The following is an 18889-nucleotide window of genomic DNA, read 5'->3' as shown; positions in this document are numbered from 1 at the left end:
CGAGGCAATGCTCCTAATTCCATGCCCCTATTGCGGCAACCGCCCCGAAATCGAGTTCGCCTATGGCGGCGAGGCGCATGTCGTGCGCGCCGCCGATCCTCGCAAGGAGGACGACGCGGCCTGGACCGAGTTCCTCTATTTCCGGAAGAACCCGCGCGGCGACCATGCCGAGCGCTGGCGCCACGCGTTTGGCTGCGGCCGCTTCTTCAACGTCAAGCGGAACACCTACACTGACCAAATCGAGGCGAGTTATCGCATCGGGGAGACGCTCCCATGACGCAGCCCTACCGGCTTTCCGCAGGCGGCCGGATCGACCGCGCCCGCACGCTCACCTTCAACTTCGACGGCAAGCGCTACACCGGCCATCCCGGTGACACGCTCGCCTCGGCCCTGCTCGCCAATGGCGTGCATCTCGTTGGCCGTTCGTTCAAATATCACCGCCCCCGCGGCATCCTCACCGCTGGCGGCGAGGAACCCAACGCGCTGGTCGGCGTCGGGCGCGATGACGCGCATTTCACGCCCAATCTACGCGCCACCCAGGTCGAGCTCTATGATGGCCTGACCTCCGAGAGCCAGAATCGCGCGCCCTCGCTGGAGCGTGATTACGGCGCGATCAACGATGTGTTCTGGCGCTTCCTCCCGGCCGGGTTCTACTACAAGACCTTCATGTGGCCGCGGAAGGCGTGGACGAAATTTTTCGAGCCGCGCATCCGCGAGATGGCCGGCCTCGGCCGCTCCCCCCAAACCCCGGATGCCGCTCGCTACGCCCAACGCTTCGCGCATTGCGACTTGCTGGTGGTCGGCACAGGCCCAGCGGGCCTCGCCGCCGCCCTAGCCGCCGCCAAGACCGGCGCGCGGGTGATCCTGTGCGATGAGCAATCCGAGGCAGGCGGATCGCTACTGGCCGAGCCCGACGCGCAGATCGACGGCCTGCCCGCCACCGAATGGCTGAAGACCGCGCTGGCCCAGCTCGCCGCCTATCCGCAGGTGAAGCTGCTCACCCGCACCACCGCCTTCGGCTACTTTCCGCACAACATGATCGGCCTCGCCCAGGCGCTGACCGACCACGAGGGCGAGCGCAGCGACGCGCAGCCGCGCGGCCGGTTGTGGCAGGTGCGCGCCAAGCGCGTGGTCATCGCCACGGGCGCCATCGAGCGGCCGCTGGTGTTCCCGGATAATGACCGGCCCGGCATCATGCTAGCGGAGGCCGCGCGCCTCTACCTGGAGCGCTACGGCGTGCTGCCCGGCGGCCGGGCGCTGATCTTCACCGCGCATGATGGCGCCTACCGCACGGCGCTGGCGCTGCACCGCGTCGGCTGCGCGATCGCCGGCATAGTCGATCTGCGGCCGAATGCGGGCGGGCCCTGGGTGGCCGCCGCGCAAAAGGCGGGGCTGGCCATATACCCGGCCTCGACCATCGCCACCACGGATGGGCGCCTGCGCATCACCGGCGCCACCATCAAGCCGATCGCCGGCGGCAGCGGGCAGCGCGTGAGCTGCGACACGCTGCTGATGTCGGGCGGCTTCACGCCAAGCGTGCATCTGTTCTCGCAAAGCCGCGGCAAGCTGGTGTTTGATGCCACGCTGGACGCCTTCCTCCCCGGCGCGCCGGCCGAGGCATGCAGCGTCGCCGGCAGCGCCGCGGGTGTGCCGTCTCTGGCCGAGGTTCTCGCCTCGGGCGCCGAGGCGGGCGCCGTCGCCGCGGGTAGCAGCGCTGTCAGCTATCAGGTGACCAACGCGCCGGTGGCGCAAGGCGGCTTCATCGGCGCCGTGCCCTATCATGGCGATCCCGGTTCGGTCCGCGCCTTCCTCGACTACCAGAACGACGTCACCGCCAAGGACATCGCGCTGGCGATGCGCGAGGGCATGAAGTCGGTCGAGCATGTCAAGCGCTTCACCACCAACGGCATGGCCACCGATCAGGGCAAGCTGTCGAACATGAACGCGCTCGGGATCATGTCGCCCGTGTTGGGCAAGCCGGTCCCCGCGATCGGCACCACCACCTTCCGCATGCCTTATACGCCGGTACCGTTCGGCTATTTCGCGGGCTATGCGCGCGGGGAACTCTTCGAGCCCGAGCGCCGCACCGCGATCCATAGCTGGGCCGAGGCCCAGGGCGCGGTGTTCGAGGATGTCAGCCTGTGGAAGCGCGCCCGATACTTCCCGCGCGGCACCGAGGACATGCACAAGGCGGTGGCGCGCGAATGCCGCGCCGTGCGCAACGGGGTTGGCATTTTCGATGCCTCCACCCTGGGCAAGATCGAGGTTGTCGGCCCCGATGCCGCCGAGTTCCTCAACCGCATGTACATCAACGCCTGGACCAAGCTGCAGCCCGGCAAGCTGCGCTACGGCATCCTGCTGCGCGAGGACGGCTTCGTCATCGATGACGGCGTGATCGGCCGCATCACCGATACGCGGTTCCATGTCACCACCACCACCGGCGGCGCGGCCCGCGTGCTGACGATGATGGAGGATTACCTGCAGACCGAGTTCCCCGAACTCAATGTCTGGCTGACCTCGACCACCGAGCAATACGCGGTGATCGCGGTGCAGGGGCCGATGGCGCGCAAGGTCGTGGCGCCGCTGATCACGGGGGCGGATCTCTCTGCCGAGGCGCTGCCGCATATGAGCATGGTGGAATGCAAGATTGCCGGTGTCCCGGCCCGCCTGTTCCGCGTCAGCTTCACCGGCGAGTTCGGCTTCGAGATCAACGTGCCCGCCGATTACGGCCGCGCCGTGTGGGAGGCGCTGATGGCCAGCGGCAAGCCGTATGACATCACGCCTTATGGCACCGAGACTATGCACGTGCTGCGCGCCGAGAAGGGCTACATAATCGTCGGCCAGGAGACGGACGGCACTGTGACCCCGGATGATGTCGGCTATGCCGGCATGATCGGCAAGGCCAAGCCGGATTTTGTCGGCAAACGCGCTCTGGCCCGCAAGGCCTTTGCCGAGCAGACGAACCGCAAGCAGCTCGTTGGCCTGCTCACCGACGACCCCGCGCTCGTGCTCGACGAGGGCGCGCATATCGTCGCCGATCCCGCGCAGCCCAAGCCGATGACGATGCTTGGCCACATCACCTCCGCGTATTGGAGCGAGACGCTTGGCCGTTCTGTCGCCCTGGCACTGCTGCGCGATGGTCGGGCGCGTACCGGCGAGCAGCTCTACGTGCCGCTCGCGGCCGGCAATGCCCGCGTCAGCGTCGTCTCGCCCGTCTTCTATGATCCGGAAGGAACCAGACTCAATGGATAATCTTGCTGAGAAGGCCTCGCTGTCGCGGCTCTTCGCGCTCAGCGGCCAGGGTGGCGACCGGCGCTGCCGCCCTGTCACCGAGGGCGCCCGCTTCTCGCTGCGCGTGAAGCAAGCTTCGGTCGGCGCGGCGGGCGAAGCCCTGGGCCTAGACCTCACCGGGCCGATCAACCGCGCGGTCAGTGCGGGCCAGCGCACCGCGCTACGCCTCGGCCCCGATGAGTGGCTGCTGCTGCTCGCGGAGGTCGACGCCGCCAGCGTCGCCGTCAGCCTGGCGCAACGGCTGACCGACGAGTTCTATTCGCTCGCCGATATCAGCCACCGGCAGACGGGCATCGCGCTCGAGGGCGCGGCGGTCATCGACCTCCTCAACGGCGGTTGCCCGCTTGACCTCGACCTCGCCGCCTTCCCGGTCGGCATGGCCACGCGCACCATCTTCTTCAAGGTCGAGATCGTGCTGTGGCGCCAGGATACGGCGCGCTTCCACATGGAAGTCTGGCGGTCCTTCGCGCCCTATGCGTGGTCGCTGCTGGCCAATGTCGGCCGTGAATACGCGGATTAGCCGATGATCAGCGCCTTTGATCTGTTCAAGATCGGCATAGGTCCCTCCTCGTCGCACACGGTCGGACCGATGCGCGCCGCCCATCTCTTCATGGGCGGGCTAAGGCAGGCCGGGCAGCTTGCCCTCGTCGCCCGGCTGCGGGTGACGCTGTACGGCTCGCTGGCATGGACGGGCAAAGGCCACGCCACGGACAAAGCCGTGATCCTCGGGCTGGCGGGTGAATTGCCGGAGACGGTTGATCCCGACCATGCCGACGCGCTGGTGGCGAGTATCGCGGCGCGCGGCGCGCTCAACCTGGCACGCCGGGACATCGCCTTCGCCCCGGCCGAGGACATCGTGTTCGATCGCGAGACCACGCCCCTGCGCCACCCCAACACCCTCGCGTTCGAGGCGTTCGATGCCGCCGGAGCCTTGCTCACCGCCGAGCGCTGGTGCTCGATTGGCGGCGGCTTCGTCACCCGTGAGGATGATCCCGCCGATCTCGGCGCGATCACCACGCAGGTGCCCTATCCCTTCGCCAACGCCATCGATCTGCTGCGCATCGGCCAGGAGACCGGGCTGACGATCGCCGAAATCGTGCGCTCCAACGAGGCAGCCCTCCGCCCCCCCGTCGAAGTGCTGGCACATGTAGACCGCGTTATCGCCACCATGATGGCGGCCATCGACCGCGGCATGCAGGCCGAAGGCGCGCTCCCTGGTTCGCTCAAAGTCCGACGCCGGGCGCGCGCGCTGCGCATGCGACTGGAAGCCGATACAAGCCGCAACGACCTCGCGCCGCACGAGACAATGGACTGGGTTAGCCTGTTTGCGATGGCCGTGAACGAGGAGAACGCCGCCGGCGGCCGAATCGTCACCGCCCCCACCAACGGTGCGGCGGGCGTCATTCCCGCAGTCCTGCGGTATTATATCGAGATGTGCCCCGGTGCCTCACATGAGGGCATGCGCAACTTCATCTTCACCGCAACCGCTATCGGCAGCCTGTTCAAGACCAATGCCTCAATCTCCGGCGCCGAGGTCGGCTGCCAAGGCGAGGTTGGCGTCGCCTCCTCGATGGCCGCGGCCGGGCTGGCGGCGGTGCGTGGCTGCACCAACACGCAGGTCGAAAACGCCGCCGAAATCGCCATGGAACACCATCTGGGCATGACCTGTGACCCCGTCGGCGGGCTGGTGCAGATCCCGTGCATCGAGCGCAACGCCTTTGGCGCCATTAAGGCAATCAGCGCCGCCTCGCTCGCCAAGCGAGGCGATGGCAAGCATCTGGTCTCGCTCGACCAAGTGATAGCCACCATGCGGCAGACCGGGGCCGATATGAACAGCAAGTATAAGGAGACCTCGCTGGGTGGCCTCGCCACTAATTTTATCGAGTGCTGAAACCGCATGGGCGCGCCAAAACAACCAAGACATGTCATGCGGTGTGTCCACCTCCTTGACCAAAGCGGGCAGCATGTTGCGCCTCGCCGGACTAGGCCGCGGCCAAACAGGGCAGTGCCGCTTCGGCTAGGAAGCGTGGACAAACCTGAACCAGAGGCGGATTGAGGCGAGGAGAGTGAAACCTAGGAAGCTGCTGGCGGTTTGGTCGTATCTGGTGGCGATCCGGCGGCTATTCTTGAGTTTGTTGAAGCAGCGCTCGATGCGATTTCGTAGTGCGTAGAGGGGGCGGTCGACGGAATGCTGGATGCGACGGTTTCTCTTGGTCGGGATTTCGGGGATTGTTCCGCGGTCGCGTGCGTCCTGCCTGATCGCGTCGCTGTCATATCCCCGATCAGCCAGCAGGATGCCGGGATCACTGTCGCGCTCATCCATCAGGTCGGCATAAGCCGTGCTGTCGTGAGCCTCGCCGGGGCTCAGGATGATGCCTATGGGCAGCCCCTCGGCGTTGGCTCGGAGATGGATTCTGGTCGAGAGGCCACCTCGAGAACGGCCAAGAGCCTGGCTCTGAGTCCCCTTTTTAAGCCGGCGGCGCAATGGTGCGCCCGGACGATGGTGCTGTCGATCATTTGCAAGGCATCCGCCGGCCCGCCGCTATCGACCAGGGCTTCGAGCATCACGTCCCAGATCCCGCTCACGGTCCAGCGCCTGAACTGTCGGTGCACCGAATTCCATCTTCCAAGTTCCGTCGGCAGATCCCGCCACGGCGCGCCGGTCCGAGCAATCCAGAAAATCGCGTCCAGCACGCGGCGATGGTCGGCCGCCGGTCGGCCGCCTGCCGCTCCTGGCTCAGCCAGAAACGGCCTGAAAAACGCCCATTCCTCGTCGCTCATTAATCCACGAACCAACGCTGACCTCCATCCCAGAAGTCAGCGTCGAATCACATCTAACCGCGTCGTGGGAATCCCTCCGTGCGGTTTGTCCACGCTTCCTAGCCCGAAAATGCGAACGGATTTGAACGAAATGAACAGGATATGACGGCGGGAAAATATTGGAACTGCCTGGACGACCTGTCGCTGGAGGCAACTACCCGCGACCTCTCGCACCTCACGGCGATCGCCTCCCGTTTTGTGCCAGGCACTGTCATCGGCATTCCCTATCTGGCCAACGAGTCCGATGCCGACCGGCTCCACGCAGCGGCGACCATCCGCAGACTGGGCTTCATGCCCATGCCGCATCTCGCCGCGCGCCGCCTGCCCAGCCGCGACGCTTTCGCGCGATTGCTCACCGGCTGGGCGAAGGCCAAGGTCGAGCGGCTGCTCGTGTTGGCGGGCGATTGCGCGTGCCCCGAAGGACCGTTCGCTGACGCCCTGGCGCTGCTCGAGACCGGCCTACTCCCGAGCCATGGCATCCGCGATGTGGTGATTGCGGGCTATCCCGAAGGCCACCGCCAGATCCCGAACCCGCGCCTAGCGCGGGCGATGCGCGACAAACTTACCGCCATCGCGGCGCAGGGACTGGCTGCCGAAATCACCACGCAATTCTGCTTCTCCGCCGAACATCTGCTCGCCTGGCTGGATGAGCTGCGCGCTGGCGGCATCACCGCGCCCGTCCGTCTCGGTATTCCGGGGCCGGCCAATTTGCGGATTTTGCTGCGCTATGCGGCATTGTGCGGCGTCGGCGCCTCGGCCACCGTCCTCGCCCGCTATGGATTCTCTCTGACCAGGCTACGCAGCCATGCCGCGCCCGACCAACTCGTGAGCGCGCTGGCTTGCGGCGTTGCGCCCGTGCGCCACGGACCAGTTTTCGCGCATTTCTATCCTTTCGGCGGTATGTTGAGACTCGCCACCTGGCTGGAGCGGCAACGGTTCATGCATGACGCCCTCGTCAGGGTGGGACTGCCATGACCATATTCTACACGCTCAGCTTCTCCTACCCCGACCGCGCGGGCATCATCGCCGAGTTCAGCGGAGCGATCTTGGAGCATCGCGGTAATATCCAGGTGCTCAACCAGTTCATTGACCCGGATACCGGCCTTTTCTTCATGCGCATGGTGTTCGTAACCGACTGGCCTCGCACCGAACTGGAACGCACGCTTACCGCGCTGGCCGAACGATTCCAGATGAGATGGGAGTTGAGCACGAATAACGAGCGCCAGCGGGTCCAACTGCTGGTCTCCAAATTCGATCACTGCCTCGCCGACCTGCTCTACCGCACGTATATCGGCGAGCTGGGCATGGAAATTGGTGGCATTGTTTCCAACCATCCCAAAACCGCGCTCAAGGTCACAGATCTCGGCAGTATTCCGTTCTACTTTCTGCCGATGACGGCCGACAGTAGAGCAGCGCAAGAAGCTGAAATTCTCGCACTGGTCAAAGGTCTGAACATCGATCTGGTGATCCTTGCCCGCTACATGCAGATCCCGACAGATGACTTTGTGGCGGCGCTGTCAGGGCGCTGTATCAACATTCATCACAGCTTCCTGCCTAGCTTCAAGGGCGCAAAACCCAACCGCCAGGCCTATGCCAACGGCGTCAAGATGATGGGTGCCACAGCGCATTACGTCACCGCCGCGCTCGACGAAGGCCCGATCATTTACCAGGATGTCGAGACCGTCAGCCACGCCGATATGCCAGAGGATTTGGTGCGCAACGGCCGTAACATCGAGCAGCGCGTCCTCTCACGCGCCGACTTCTGGCACTTCGCCCAGCGCGTCCTCATGAACGGCAACAAAACCGTCGTATTCAGAAACTGATGGAATGACACCTCATGAAAGGCTGGCCGCTGTGTACGCGAACATAATTCGAAGCCGCGTAGCGGCGCAAAGAGCACCGGGATTTCCGATCTTCCGCACGGCCCTTAGCGGCCTGTTAGCAATGTTCGTGGGCATTGGCGTGGCCCGCTTCAGTTTCGCGCCTTTGGTGCCGGCACTCGTCAAAGCGCATTGGTACAGCGCCGCAAGCGCTTTCTGGTTTGCGACCGCAAATCTGGCGGGCTATTTTCTTGGTGTCGCCCTCATCCGGGCATGGCGAGGTTCCTATCCCGCCAAACCGGCGATGGTGTTGGCAATGGCTGTTACCGCTGCAGCCACTTTGTGCTGCGCGTTGAATTGGGGGGCAATGTGGTTCGGGTTCTGGCGGCTGGTGTCGGGACTCACCGGCGGGGTGCTGATGGTTCTCATGTCGTCGGCCATCGTAGGGCGCGTGCCGTCTGCGGCCCGGGGGCGGGTCAGCGGCTTCGCCTTCTCGGGCATGGGCGCGGGTATGGCTTTCAGCTCTCTGGCAATCCCGCATCTGCTTGTCCATGGGCTGGTGTTCACCTGGGCAGCGCTCGGCACAATGTGTGCCGCCGCGACACTGGTCGTGGCCATGATCATGCCGCCTGCACGGATCGAGCTGCTGCATCAGCATGCGACCAAAGGTTTGCCACCGATCGCCGTGGTCTTGGTGGTCGCGGCTTATGCGTTCTCAGCCCTCGGTTTCATGCCGCATATGCTGTTTTGGTCCAGTTTCGTGGCAATCCGTCTGGGGCGCGGAGTCGCCGCAGGAGCTGTAATGGCCGCCTGGATCGGGCTTGCCGCCACGGTCGGACCGCCATTGTTGGGCCGCGCGGCCGACCGTTTCGGCTTTCTGCCAACGCTGGCAGCCGGGTTTGTGGTTATGGGCGCGGCTGTGGCCATTCCCCTGTTCACCGATGCCGAACCGGCGCTGGTCGTTTCGGCGCTCTGCGTGGGGGCGGTGGCGTTAGGAACGGTGATGCTGGTCGCCGGCGCAATCGCGGGGATGGTTTCGCCAGTCCGCCTCTCAGTCGATTGGGGCTTAGCGGCGATGACCTATTCAGCTACGCAGATCACAGCAGCTGCTGTTCTTACACATTTATTTCGAATTAGTCGGAGCTATAACCTCCTGTTCTGTATCGGAGTTGGAGCGGAAATCCTTGGATTTTTATTCATCTTATTGGCGGCTAAATTTACGTCGTCAACGGCATTGTCAAGTTGATCGGATGAGGTGCGAGTAGCTGCTCAACCTGGTAGGTGTGCTGGGGTTCCGTTGAGGGCGTATTTGATAGCGGCATAGGCATCGACGCCTTGACGTGCGGCGGTGCCGACAACGGAGCGAACGCTGGCGAAGAATTCTGCACACCAGTTTGATCGGAAGCTGCCCGTGACCTTACGATAGGTGGCGATGGGGCGAAGTTCGCGTTCCGAACCGTTGTTATCGGCAGCGATCTCGGGGTGATCGAGATATGTGAATAGATGATCACGAACCTTGCCGTATCGTCGGCGCAATCGTCTGCCGTGGCGGTTGATTGGGGCGAGCGCCATGACGGCATCGAGGTCATGGTCGAGGCGACGCCGCCAGGCGCGTCTTGTAGCGTCTGCGAGGGTGCGATGGCGCCGCGCCAGCACGACGGCGCGGAGCAGCAGAGCCTTCATTCTGGGTGCGAAGATCGCATCGCCAGCCTCGATCGCGAATTTGCAGTCCCGGAGTTGGTGGGCGAGGCAAATCTGCCAGTCATCGGCGTGCCCACGCTGGGCGCCATAGACCGAAGTTTTTACTTCAGAATGACCTGAACATGGCGGATTGCCTCGCGTAGCGCTGTTTTTCTGTATTTTGTTTGTGTCCATACATGGGGCTTGCGGCGCGACTGGGTCTGTGATTTGTGTCCATACATGGGGCTTGCGGCGCGACTGGGTCTGTGATTCCCTGCCTTGATGTTCATCGACGTGGTTCCGAATGGCCGATCGGCGCCGGCCGTGCTGTTGCGGGAGAGTTTCCGCGAGGGTCGCAAGGTTCATAAACGCACCATCGCCAATCTGAGCCAGATGCCGCCGGAACTGATCGATGGGCTGCGTGCGCTTCTCGCGGGTGGCGCGGTGGTCGGGGGTGCCGATCAGGCGCTCGAGATCCGGCGCTCGCTGCCGCACGGTCATGTGGCGGCGGCACTCGGGATGATGCGCAAGCTTGAGCTTCCCCGCCTGCTGGGCCGGAGGGCGTCGCGCGAGCGCAATCTCGCCCTGGCGCTGATTGCGGGCCGGGTGATCGCACCGGGCTCGAAGCTCTCGACCCTGCGCGGTCTGACCCCCCAGACCGCGACCTCGAGTCTCGGCGAGATCCTCGAACTCGGCGCCATTGAAGAGCGCGAGATCTACGCCGCACTGGACTGGCTGGGCGCGCAGCAGGGCCGGATCGAGCGGCAGTTTGCAAGGCGCCATCTGCGCGACGGCACGCTGGTGCTCTACGACGTCAGTTCATCCTACCTCGAAGGCCGGCATTGCGAACTGGCACACCACGGATACAGCCGGGATCACCGGCCCGATCGGCCGCAGATCGTCTATGGTCTGCTGTGCGATCGCGAGGGTAGGCCGATCGCGGTGGAAGTGTTCGAAGGCAACACCGCCGATCCGGCGACGATCGCCGCCCAGGTGGAGAAACTCAAGCGGCGGTTCCATCTCGAGCGCGTCGTCCTGGTGGGTGATCGCGGGATGATCACCACGGCGCGGATCCGCGAGACGATCAAACCGGCGGGGCTGGACTGGATCAGCTGCCTGCGCGCGGGGCAGATCCAGGATCTTGCCGAGGGACCGCTGCAGATGTCGCTGTTCGACGAGCGCGATATTGCCGCGATCACGTCGCCCGATTATCCGGGCGAGCGGCTGATCGCCTGTCGCAACGCTGCCCTGGCGACCGAACGACGGCGCAAGCGCGAGGCGCTGCTGGCGGCCACCGAGACGGACCTGGCGCGGATCCGGGATGCCACACGGCGCAAACGCGCCCCCCTTCATGGCGAGGCCGCGATCGGGCTGGCGGTGGGCGCTGTGATCAACCAGCGCAAGATGGCCAAGCATTTCGATCTCACCATCACCGCCAGCCGCTTCGATTTCCAGCGCAACCCCGCCAGCATCGCGCGCGAGGCGGCCCTCGACGGCATCTATGTCATCCGCACCAGTGTGAGCGCGGACGTCATGAGCGAGACCGAAGCCGTGTCAGCCTACAAGGACCTTTCGCGGGTGGAACGGGCGTTCCGGACCCTCAAATCGGTCGATCTCGCGATCCGCCCGGTGCATCACTGGCTCTCGCCGCGGGTGCGTGCCCACGTCTTTCTCTGCATGATGGCCTATTACGTCGAGTGGCATCTGCGCGACGCCCTCAAGCCTCTGCTGTTCCAGGATCACGACCGGCCTGGGGCCGAGGCTGAACGCTCATCGCCGGTTGCCCCCGCATCGACATCCCTGGCCGCCGATCGCAAGCGCGGGCGACGCCGCAACGACCAGAACCTGCCGATTTCAAGCTTTACCGATCTGATGGCGCATCTCGCGACCCAGACCCTGAACACCGCAGCCCTGCCCAAGGCACCGAACGCCACCTTCACCACCCTGGCAAATCCCACACCACTGCAAGCCGCCGCCTTCGACCTGATCGGGATCGCCCCCATGCGTGTCCAGTAAGCGTCAAAATCAGATCAGAAAGTTTATCGATAAATACAGGGAAATTGCATTCAGATTAGTGAAAGCTTCAGTCTAAGTAATATACAAATTCACCCATGCGCCGCCATCCGCACTTCTCATAAAAGCGAGCTGCGCAATAGTTCCCGATAGCGCACGCTAACCAAGCTATTTTCACGCCACTTGTAGCAAAGCTCGATTCTGCATCCTTGATCAATGTGGCGGCAACGCCGGAGCCGCAGGCTTGTGCCGAAACATAGAGTTGATTGAGTTCGTCCTCCTTAAGCATGCACATGCCGGTCATGGCTGCCCCCGCGGCCTTGCTGCCCGGATGTCGCAGAGAGAACCTGCAATGCGATCTTCGAAGTTTCGCAAGGTACACGCTCTGGCCAAAGCCTGCGGGAGAATTTCAGCATGAGCATCTCGCCACCCGTTCAGCCAAAGGCGGGCAAGCGCCAGGACCTCCTCAGGATGAGCCCGCCGTATCTCGACCGCGGTTGCATTCATTGTGACATTTGTCCTTCTCTGATGCCGCGAAACCAGCCAGCTTTTAGCCACTGGAGAGGTTCCGCTTTATCGACGCGAGCCAAATCTTTATCGCCCGATTGAAACTCGAAGAAATTAATAATCCCGTCGATAGAATGCTGCGGATCGCAAGTGTCATTAACGTGTAATACAATAGCATCTTGCAACCCAAGCTTGCGGCGCCTTAAATTTCCAACTGTTTGGGGATTTCCCAATCACAGACCAGCAAGCCCGTTACAGCTCCCGCCAAAGGACGGCGAATGTTAAACAACGGATGAATATATCACTCGGCAATTTTGCACTGATCTGCAAAGCCGGGAAAAAATCCAAGAATAAACATGACGCACTTTTAATTACGTCCACATATTCGAATCCGCTGTTATTTTGTCCTGCCTTCCCCAAGCGTCGTGGCTTCATTGCCACGCATTGCCCGCCGGGTCTCAATCAGCCGCCGCATGGCGTTCGCCAAAAACTCAACCAGCGACTCATTCGCAAAGAGAACCTCATTCACATCGCCGGGGAGACCAATCTCCTTCAAGGCGATCGCGTTTTCGACGGCGCTCCGGATGAATTCGGCTCGATTCTCATCCTCGCCGAGCACCTTATCCAGGCGCTCAACGGTCGAAGCATCCAACCTCAATGTCGTTGCAATCGTCAGTCGCTTAGGTCGTGCCATCTCGCGACGATAAGACAACCTCATTGCTTTCACCAAACAGCCATCTCCGATGTTTTTAGTAGCTACCTTTTATTGACTTTTAAGCAACCTCTTATAAGAATGCAACTCATGCTTGCCGTCACCCGATCTCGCCCTTCTTTCACACGGGAGTCAGGAGCTTGATGATCACCCCGGCCCATTTCCTCGCGCTCGCGAATCGCTGCGCCTCAGAGGTCGCGCCGACAACGCTAGCCGCGGTTGCCGGTGCCGAATCGGGGTTCAACACACTGGCGCTTCACGACAACACGACGCGCCAGAGCATGCGGCCATCGGATGTGCGTAGCGCGATAGCCGTAGCCAGACGGCTGATTGCTGACCGGCATTCAGTTGATCTCGGCCTCATGCAGATCGATAGCGCAAACCTCGCCCGCTTGGGCCTGACGATCGCCACGGCATTCGACGCTTGCGCGTCGGTGCGAGCAGCCGGGAAGCTACTGGCACAGGACTACCAGCTTCCGGCCGGGCAGGGGCGTCAGGCGGCCCTCCTGGCGGCGCTATCGCGCTACAATACGGGGTCAGCCTGGCAAGGCTTCCAAAGCGGTTATGTCAGCCGCGTCGTCTCAACCGCCAAATACCTTGTCCCCGCGATCGACCCCGCAGATAGCGTGGCAGCCTCGGGGGCAAGCGTCGCCAAGTCCGGCCATCCTGCCACCCCCTCAAATTCATCCGCTCCTCTGCGCACACCAGCTTGGGATGTGTTCCCGCACTCGATCGGCCCGGCCGGCTTCGCCGCGGCGCATGCAGTGACGCTTCAGGCGTCCCGCATTTCTGGCCCAACCGGCCCAGCACAACCCTCGAAACAGGAAACTTATGGTGGAACAAATGCTCAATAAGCGGCGCGATGGTGCAGTAAATTCCGCGGCAGGGACAGCTACCAAAATAGGCCGCGGTTCATGGTTACGGCTCGCCGTCATTATGTTGGCCAGCGTCCTCCTGCCTGTCATTGCACATGCGCAGGTCGTCTCAGGTGGCACCAGCCCCACAACCATCATCGACAATATCGCGACATTCATCCTCGGCCCGTTCGGCGAGGGTGTTGCCGTACTCGCCGTGGCCGCAGTCGGCTTCATGTGCTGGACCGGCCGCATGGGCTTCCATGCAATCGGCTGGCTCGCGGCCGGCCTGGTTCTGGTGTTCGGCAGCTCCTACCTCGTGACAACCTTCGTGGGCGGTGGCTGAACCATGAGCGAGAGGCAGCGCGATCCGCTATTTGTCGCCGCGACGAGGCCCGCGCTGTTTCTCGGGCTGCCGATCGAGATGGCCGTGGGGATCATCATGATCGGCGCCATGATCGTCATCTTTGGACACAACCCCTTTTATCTGACGCTGGTGCTGCCGCTCTGGTTCGGGGCGCGCTGGCTCGTTCGCTACGACTACAACGCGCCGCGTGTGGCCTGGCTATGGTTCCGCACCAAGGCCACCGGCGCCGGGGAAAATCAGGCTTGGGGCGGGGCGTCCCCCGCGCCGTTCCCGATGAAGATCCAGAAGGGCAGGGGGATGCGCGATGCCAGGTAATCGAACCAGGGCGGAACGCAGCGCCGAACGCTATTTGCCGTATCTCGGACATGTTCGGCCGGACATCCTGCTCATGGATGACGGCAGCGTTCTCGCCATGGCCGAAATTCCTGGCGCTCCCTATGAGCTGGCGGCCGATGCGGATCGCGCCGCGAGCCTGGTCACGGTCAATGCGCTCTGCAAGAACGTCGCGGATGACAATGTGACGCTGCATTCGGCCTTCGTGCGCGGGCCTGGGGCCGGGCAACTCGCCCACGCGGCAATGCCCAATGAGTTCGCGGCTTCGCTCGATCGCGCCTATCGCGAGCACGTCCTCACGGGCCGCCTCTACCAAAACACCTGGTATCTGACGATGATTGTCTCCCCCCGCAATCCGCTGGGCGGCAAGGCGGGCGGCGCCACGGGCTCCCTATTCGGTGGCAAACGGGAACGCCAGAAGCTGCACGCAACCGCCGAGGGCATCCGCCAGCTCGAGGAGGTTTGGCAAACCATTAGCCAAACCCTTGCCCCCTACGATGTTCGCCGGCTGGGCCTGCGACCCGCGGCCAATGGCCAGTTCTATTTCAGCGAAATCGCCGAGGCGCTGCGCCTGATCCTGACGGGCACGGCGATGCCGGTGCCGCTAGTCAGCGGCCCGCTCGGTGCCGCCCTCTACACCGATCGCGCGATCTTCGGCCGCCGCGCCTTTGAGCTGCGCGGGCCGGGCGTGTCCCGGTTCGGCGCGATCTTCGGCTATCGTGAATATCCGTCTGAGACCTATGCCGGCATGTATGATGGGGTCTTTTCCCTGCCGTGCCCGGTGGTGATGGTTCACACCTTCGACTTTCACGCACGGCACACCTCTGAAAAGCGGCTTGGCCTGAAAGCCGCCCAGATGACGGCCGCGAATGACAAAGCCAAGTCGCAGATCAACGACCTTGCGGACGCACAGGATCACCTCGCCTCGGGCAAGATCGCCATGGGCGAGCACCACTTCTCGCTGACGGTCTATGCGGACACGATCGAGGAGCTGGATCGGCTGTCCGGCTTAACTCGCACGGTCATTGCCAATAGTGGCGGCGTCGTCGCGCAGGAAAGCGCCGGGTTGGAGGCCGCCTATTTCGCGCAACTGCCGGGCAACAGAAAATGGCGTACCCGGCCGGGCACCATCACCACGCGAAATTTCGCGGCCTTCTCCGGCTTCGAGGCGTTCCCACGCGGCCAGCGTGCCGGCAAATGGGGGCCGGCCATGGCGCGCTTCCGCACCACGGCGGGCACGGCCTATGATTACGTGCCCCATGTCGAGGATGTCGGCATGACGGCGATCTTCGGGAAGATCGGCCAGGGCAAAACCACGTTCATGCTGTTCCTGCTGGCGCTGTTCCCGCAATATTTCGCGGCGCGCAACGGCGCGGTAGTGTTCTTCGACAAGGACCGGGGCGGCGAGCTGCTGTGCCGTGCGGTCGGCGGCCGGTATCTGGTCGTGAGGGCGGGGCGGGATAGCGGCCTGGCGCCCCTTAAGGCGCTCGACAACACCCCGGAATCGGTCGCCTTCCTCGTTCAGTGGCTCACCGCCTTGATCCAGCAAGACGGGCACGGCCCGCTTCCGCCAGAGGATGACGCCCGCCTGACCCGAGGCGTTCAAGCCCTGCTGCGCCTGGCCCCGGAAATGCGCTCGCTGGCCGGGCTGCGTCAGTTCCTCGACTGGCGCAATCCGATGGGGGCAGGCGCGCGCCTCGAACGCTGGTGCAAGGGCGGATCGCTCGGCTGGGCCTTTGATGGCGAACGTGATGACGTGTCGCTTGATGCAACCACGGTCGGGTTTGATCTGACCGCCATCCTCGACAATGGGACCGTCTGCGCACCGGCCGCGAATTACCTGCTTTACCGCATCAGCCAGGCGCTCGATGGCCGCCGCTTTGTGCTGTCCTGCGACGAGTTCAATTTCTATCTGCTCAATCCGCTGTTCGCCAAAATCTGGGCAGATTTCATGCTCACCGTCCGCAAGAGCAACGCCGTGGTGCTTCTGGCGACGCAAGAGCCCGCCCCGGTGCTCGATTCACCGCAGGGCGATAGCATCTTGCGCCAGTGCCAGACTCTCGTGTTCTGTCCAACGCCCGGCGCGGAAGAACATCTCTACCGCAAGCGGCTCAACTTCACCGCCGGCGAGTTCCGCGCCATCGCCGAGGACATGCTGCCCAACTCCCGGCAACTGCTCATCAAGCGGCATGGCGGCTCCGCGATCATCGATTTCGACCTGTCCGCTCTGCCTGAGTTCGTCGCAATCCTGTCGAGCCGCAAATCCTCGGTTGGATTTGTCGAACAGCTACGCGCAACCCACGGCGACGATCCGGCGGCCTGGCTGCCGACGTTCATGGCGCGGTTCCACGAGGAAGTTGAATAGGAGGACCAAATGCTCAAGCCCTCTCGCCGGCTCGGAATGGCCAGCGCGATCGCCATCCTCGGCTTTGCTTCACCCACCCTGGCGCAAGTCCCGGTGATCGATAGCGCCTCATTGGCGCAAATCGTCAACCAGCTAAACGAGGCCAAGCAGCAATATTCTGAACTCGTCAGCCAATATAATGAACTGAAATCGACATATAACGCGCTCTCACAGAATGTGAACCCAAACCAATGGGCGCAACAACTTGATCAATCGGCCATGCAGGACACGGTGCCCAATACCAGCATCTTGCCCAACATGCTCGACGGCATCAGTCCGCCTTCTTCGCTGAGCGGCAATGTCGGCTCGCTCGCGCAACAATATTACAATATGAACAAGGTCTATATCCCAGCCGGCTCGGATTTCGGTTCAACGCAGATCCAACAGGGTGCGAATGAGACCGCGAATTTCGAGGCGATCGCCACGCAAAACCTGCAATCTCTGGAAGCCCGCGAGCAAGAGCTGCCGCAGATTCAGAGCCAGCTGAACAGTGCCACGACGATCCAACAGGTCGCCTCAATCCAGGCCCGCCTCTCCGCCGAACAGAACTATGTCCAGGCCCAGCAAGCCCAGGCGCAAAACCTGCAACTATTGGCGTTTGAAGAGAACCGCGCCGGTCAGGAGGCCGCCGCACAAGAAAACGCGCAAGGCGGCGAACAAACGCTCTCAACGCTGTGCAGCGATGCCCAAACTCTCGGCGGGGAGCCTTCGGCATGTCAGGGACAATGAAGCTCATCATCTACGCCCTGATTGGTGCCGGCGTGATCGCAGGTGGAGGGGCCTACTACGTGTACGTCATTGCACCACCATCGGTGCAAAACAGACTCGTCCCTCTGCCGAATAGTGGTCGTGAGACGAACTCTCAACTCGATGCCAGCATCAGGGCCAGTTGTTTGGCTGCCGGCAACAACGCCGTGCCAGCGTGCAAGCCTTATCTCGCTGGAAAGACCTCAAACTAATGAGCGTCCCCAACACGACCATCAATATCTTTGAGTTTATGTATAACCAGTACAGCACCGGGTTCCTGCAATCGCTGAATAGCGATGTCGGCTCCGCATTGTCGGCAGCATTACCGCCTCTTTCCGCTGCACTGGTCATCTGGGTCATCATCCTCGGATACCTCATGATGACCGGCAGCCTGGACATACGTTACGGCATCTCAAAGGTATCAACGATGGCGATCGTGGTGGGCATTATTGCCTCAACATCGCTTTATGATTCCTACGTCCAGACTCTTTTCATGAAGTCGCTGCCGAGCTTTGTCGCCAGCACCTTTTCATCTGGCAATACGAGCAACATCCCGCAGAGCCTCGATCAGACCTTCAATAATTTTTGGGTTGCCGGACAGATTATTTATAAAAAAGCAAACTGCGCGACCTGCGTGCTCGAACCATACGTGCTTGGCATTGAAATCGAGCTTGTTCTTGTCGTCTTTTTCATCGCTCTTGCCCTCGTGTTCGCGGTTTATCTCATCTCGACAACATTGACGGGCCTTCTCGTAGCTATCGGCCCATTCCTCCTGATCGGATATCTTTTCGAATATACCAAGGGTATCCCCGACCGCTGGCTCGGTAAGCTGATCGGCCTGGCGATCCTGTTGCTCCTCGTCACAGCGCTTCTATCGCTGTTCACGGGGGGTATGACGGATTTTCTGAACACCAAGGTCTCGACCACGTTCACCGCCGATCCGGTGCAGACCGAAATCGTCATCCTCGGCGAAATCGCCGCCTATACCGCCATCACGGCCTTCATCACGATCATGCTTCCCGGCATCGCCGCCTACATTGGCGGCGGTGTGGACTTCAATATTTCCGGGATCGTGAACCCAGCCAACTGGTTCAAATAATGAAGGGCTCACGCATGTTGTCTCGCCTGATTATCCTCATGTGCGCAGCCGGCATGCTGGCGGGCTGCGCGGCCAGTGACCCGCTGGCAACGGCTCACGGGCCGATGTTTGCCCTCAATCCCGGCCATTGGTCGCCTAGCGCGGCGCAGTTGGCGCGACCGCCGCAGGTGCCCCACTCATGAACGCGGACATGAAAAACACGGCTTTGCCGATCGATAACGAACGGCTCGCCGCCTATTTCC

General features: G+C 62.6%; 21 protein-coding genes. 16 read left to right on the top strand and 5 right to left on the bottom strand.

Features of this window, described 5'->3' with window-relative positions:
* Positions 1–7: 7 nt before the first annotated feature.
* Genes RT91_RS04955 through RT91_RS04940 form a run of 4 tightly spaced genes read left to right on the top strand, consistent with a single transcriptional unit; the run spans position 8 to position 5182 of the window.
* Positions 8–277 carry a sarcosine oxidase subunit delta gene (locus tag RT91_RS04955; protein WP_035185974.1) on the top strand — a complete coding sequence of 90 codons (270 nt, stop codon included), beginning with the start codon at positions 8–10 and terminating at the stop codon, positions 275–277.
* The gene (locus tag RT91_RS04950) at positions 274–3252 is read left to right on the top strand and encodes a sarcosine oxidase subunit alpha family protein (RefSeq protein ID WP_035185972.1); all 2979 of its coding nucleotides are present in this window, start codon (positions 274–276) and stop codon (positions 3250–3252) included. Before RT91_RS04955 ends, RT91_RS04950 begins: the two co-directional genes overlap by 4 nt.
* Entirely contained in the window at positions 3245–3811 is a 567-nt protein-coding gene (locus tag RT91_RS04945) for a sarcosine oxidase subunit gamma (RefSeq protein WP_051788175.1), read from the top strand. The genes RT91_RS04950 and RT91_RS04945 overlap by 8 nt, the downstream gene beginning before the upstream one ends.
* Before the next feature lie 3 nt (positions 3812–3814).
* On the top strand, positions 3815–5182 hold the full coding sequence (locus RT91_RS04940) for an L-serine ammonia-lyase (protein WP_035185970.1): 1368 nt from the start codon (positions 3815–3817) through the stop codon (positions 5180–5182).
* 126 nt (positions 5183–5308) lie between these two features.
* On the opposite strand, the gene RT91_RS20285 is transcribed toward RT91_RS04940, so the two are convergent.
* Positions 5309–6072, bottom strand: a protein-coding gene (locus RT91_RS20285; protein WP_240314197.1) for an IS5 family transposase whose coding sequence is annotated in 2 segments (ribosomal slippage) — positions 5309–5763 and positions 5763–6072 — 765 coding nt in all. Because the reading frame shifts where the segments join, the coding sequence is not laid out codon by codon here.
* 141 nt (positions 6073–6213) lie between these two features.
* Here RT91_RS20285 and RT91_RS04925 point away from each other — a divergent pair.
* The 3 genes from RT91_RS04925 (at position 6214) to RT91_RS04915 (ending at position 9177) form a co-directional block, all read left to right on the top strand.
* The gene (locus RT91_RS04925) at positions 6214–7086 is read left to right on the top strand and encodes a methylenetetrahydrofolate reductase (RefSeq protein WP_035185965.1); all 873 of its coding nucleotides are present in this window, start codon (positions 6214–6216) and stop codon (positions 7084–7086) included.
* Positions 7083–7934, top strand: a complete 852-nt coding sequence (purU, locus tag RT91_RS04920; RefSeq protein ID WP_035185963.1) for a formyltetrahydrofolate deformylase — start codon at positions 7083–7085, stop codon at positions 7932–7934. The genes RT91_RS04925 and purU overlap by 4 nt, the downstream gene beginning before the upstream one ends.
* 121 nt (positions 7935–8055) lie before the next feature.
* Positions 8056–9177 (top strand): YbfB/YjiJ family MFS transporter, encoded by a 1122-nt coding sequence (locus RT91_RS04915; RefSeq protein ID WP_051788170.1) that lies wholly within the window; start codon positions 8056–8058, stop codon positions 9175–9177.
* 23 nt (positions 9178–9200) lie between these two features.
* Here the strand turns inward: RT91_RS04915 and RT91_RS20280 are convergent, their stop codons facing one another.
* Positions 9201–9977 carry a transposase gene (locus tag RT91_RS20280; protein ID WP_082468543.1) on the bottom strand — a complete coding sequence of 259 codons (777 nt, stop codon included), beginning with the start codon at positions 9975–9977 and terminating at the stop codon, positions 9201–9203.
* On the opposite strand from RT91_RS20280, the gene RT91_RS04905 reads away from it, so the two are divergent.
* Positions 9894–11627, top strand: coding sequence for an IS1634 family transposase (locus RT91_RS04905; protein ID WP_035185958.1), 1734 nt, complete (start codon positions 9894–9896; stop codon positions 11625–11627). The two genes, RT91_RS20280 and RT91_RS04905, sit on opposite strands and share 84 nt — an antisense overlap.
* A 67-nt stretch (positions 11628–11694) precedes the next feature.
* Here the strand turns inward: RT91_RS04905 and RT91_RS20275 are convergent, their stop codons facing one another.
* From RT91_RS20275 to RT91_RS21945, 3 genes are all read right to left on the bottom strand, one after another.
* The gene (locus tag RT91_RS20275) at positions 11695–12006 is read right to left on the bottom strand and encodes an N-acetyltransferase (RefSeq protein ID WP_256363793.1); all 312 of its coding nucleotides are present in this window, start codon (positions 12004–12006) and stop codon (positions 11695–11697) included.
* A 121-nt stretch (positions 12007–12127) separates the two neighbouring features.
* Positions 12128–12364, bottom strand: a complete 237-nt coding sequence (locus RT91_RS22285) for a hypothetical protein (protein WP_205408952.1) — start codon at positions 12362–12364, stop codon at positions 12128–12130.
* A 164-nt stretch (positions 12365–12528) separates the two neighbouring features.
* Positions 12529–12858: a hypothetical protein gene (locus RT91_RS21945; protein WP_160321842.1), complete on the bottom strand. Its 330-nt coding sequence runs from the start codon at positions 12856–12858 to the stop codon at positions 12529–12531.
* Positions 12859–12986: 128 nt separating this feature from the next.
* On the opposite strand from RT91_RS21945, the gene RT91_RS20265 reads away from it, so the two are divergent.
* Genes RT91_RS20265 through RT91_RS22985 form a run of 8 tightly spaced genes read left to right on the top strand, consistent with a single transcriptional unit; the run spans position 12987 to position 18829 of the window.
* Complete coding sequence (locus tag RT91_RS20265) at positions 12987–13697, top strand: lytic transglycosylase domain-containing protein (protein ID WP_240314196.1); 711 nt, start codon at positions 12987–12989, stop codon at positions 13695–13697.
* Positions 13687–14043 carry a TrbC/VirB2 family protein gene (locus tag RT91_RS04895; protein WP_035185991.1) on the top strand — a complete coding sequence of 119 codons (357 nt, stop codon included), beginning with the start codon at positions 13687–13689 and terminating at the stop codon, positions 14041–14043. The genes RT91_RS20265 and RT91_RS04895 overlap by 11 nt, the downstream gene beginning before the upstream one ends.
* A 3-nt stretch (positions 14044–14046) precedes the next feature.
* Positions 14047–14379 carry a type IV secretion system protein VirB3 gene (locus tag RT91_RS04890; RefSeq protein ID WP_035185954.1) on the top strand — a complete coding sequence of 111 codons (333 nt, stop codon included), beginning with the start codon at positions 14047–14049 and terminating at the stop codon, positions 14377–14379.
* Complete coding sequence (locus tag RT91_RS04885) at positions 14369–16762, top strand: VirB4 family type IV secretion/conjugal transfer ATPase (RefSeq protein WP_035185951.1); 2394 nt, start codon at positions 14369–14371, stop codon at positions 16760–16762. Before RT91_RS04890 ends, RT91_RS04885 begins: the two co-directional genes overlap by 11 nt.
* Before the next feature lie 9 nt (positions 16763–16771).
* Positions 16772–17530, top strand: coding sequence for a type IV secretion system protein (locus RT91_RS04880; protein ID WP_035185949.1), 759 nt, complete (start codon positions 16772–16774; stop codon positions 17528–17530).
* Complete coding sequence (locus RT91_RS20260) at positions 17527–17760, top strand: hypothetical protein (protein ID WP_082468535.1); 234 nt, start codon at positions 17527–17529, stop codon at positions 17758–17760. Before RT91_RS04880 ends, RT91_RS20260 begins: the two co-directional genes overlap by 4 nt.
* Positions 17760–18647 carry a type IV secretion system protein gene (locus RT91_RS04875; protein ID WP_035185946.1) on the top strand — a complete coding sequence of 296 codons (888 nt, stop codon included), beginning with the start codon at positions 17760–17762 and terminating at the stop codon, positions 18645–18647. The genes RT91_RS20260 and RT91_RS04875 overlap by 1 nt, the downstream gene beginning before the upstream one ends.
* Positions 18647–18829 carry a type IV secretion system lipoprotein VirB7 gene (locus RT91_RS22985; RefSeq protein WP_035185944.1) on the top strand — a complete coding sequence of 61 codons (183 nt, stop codon included), beginning with the start codon at positions 18647–18649 and terminating at the stop codon, positions 18827–18829. Before RT91_RS04875 ends, RT91_RS22985 begins: the two co-directional genes overlap by 1 nt.
* Positions 18830–18889: the final 60 nt, after the last annotated feature.

The organism is Acidiphilium sp. JA12-A1 (assembly GCF_000724705.2).
Classification (GTDB): Bacteria; Pseudomonadota; Alphaproteobacteria; order Acetobacterales; family Acetobacteraceae; genus Acidiphilium; species Acidiphilium multivorum.
The sequence above is the reverse complement of the archived record's forward strand: the minus strand, read 5'-3'. Positions and strand labels throughout refer to the sequence as shown.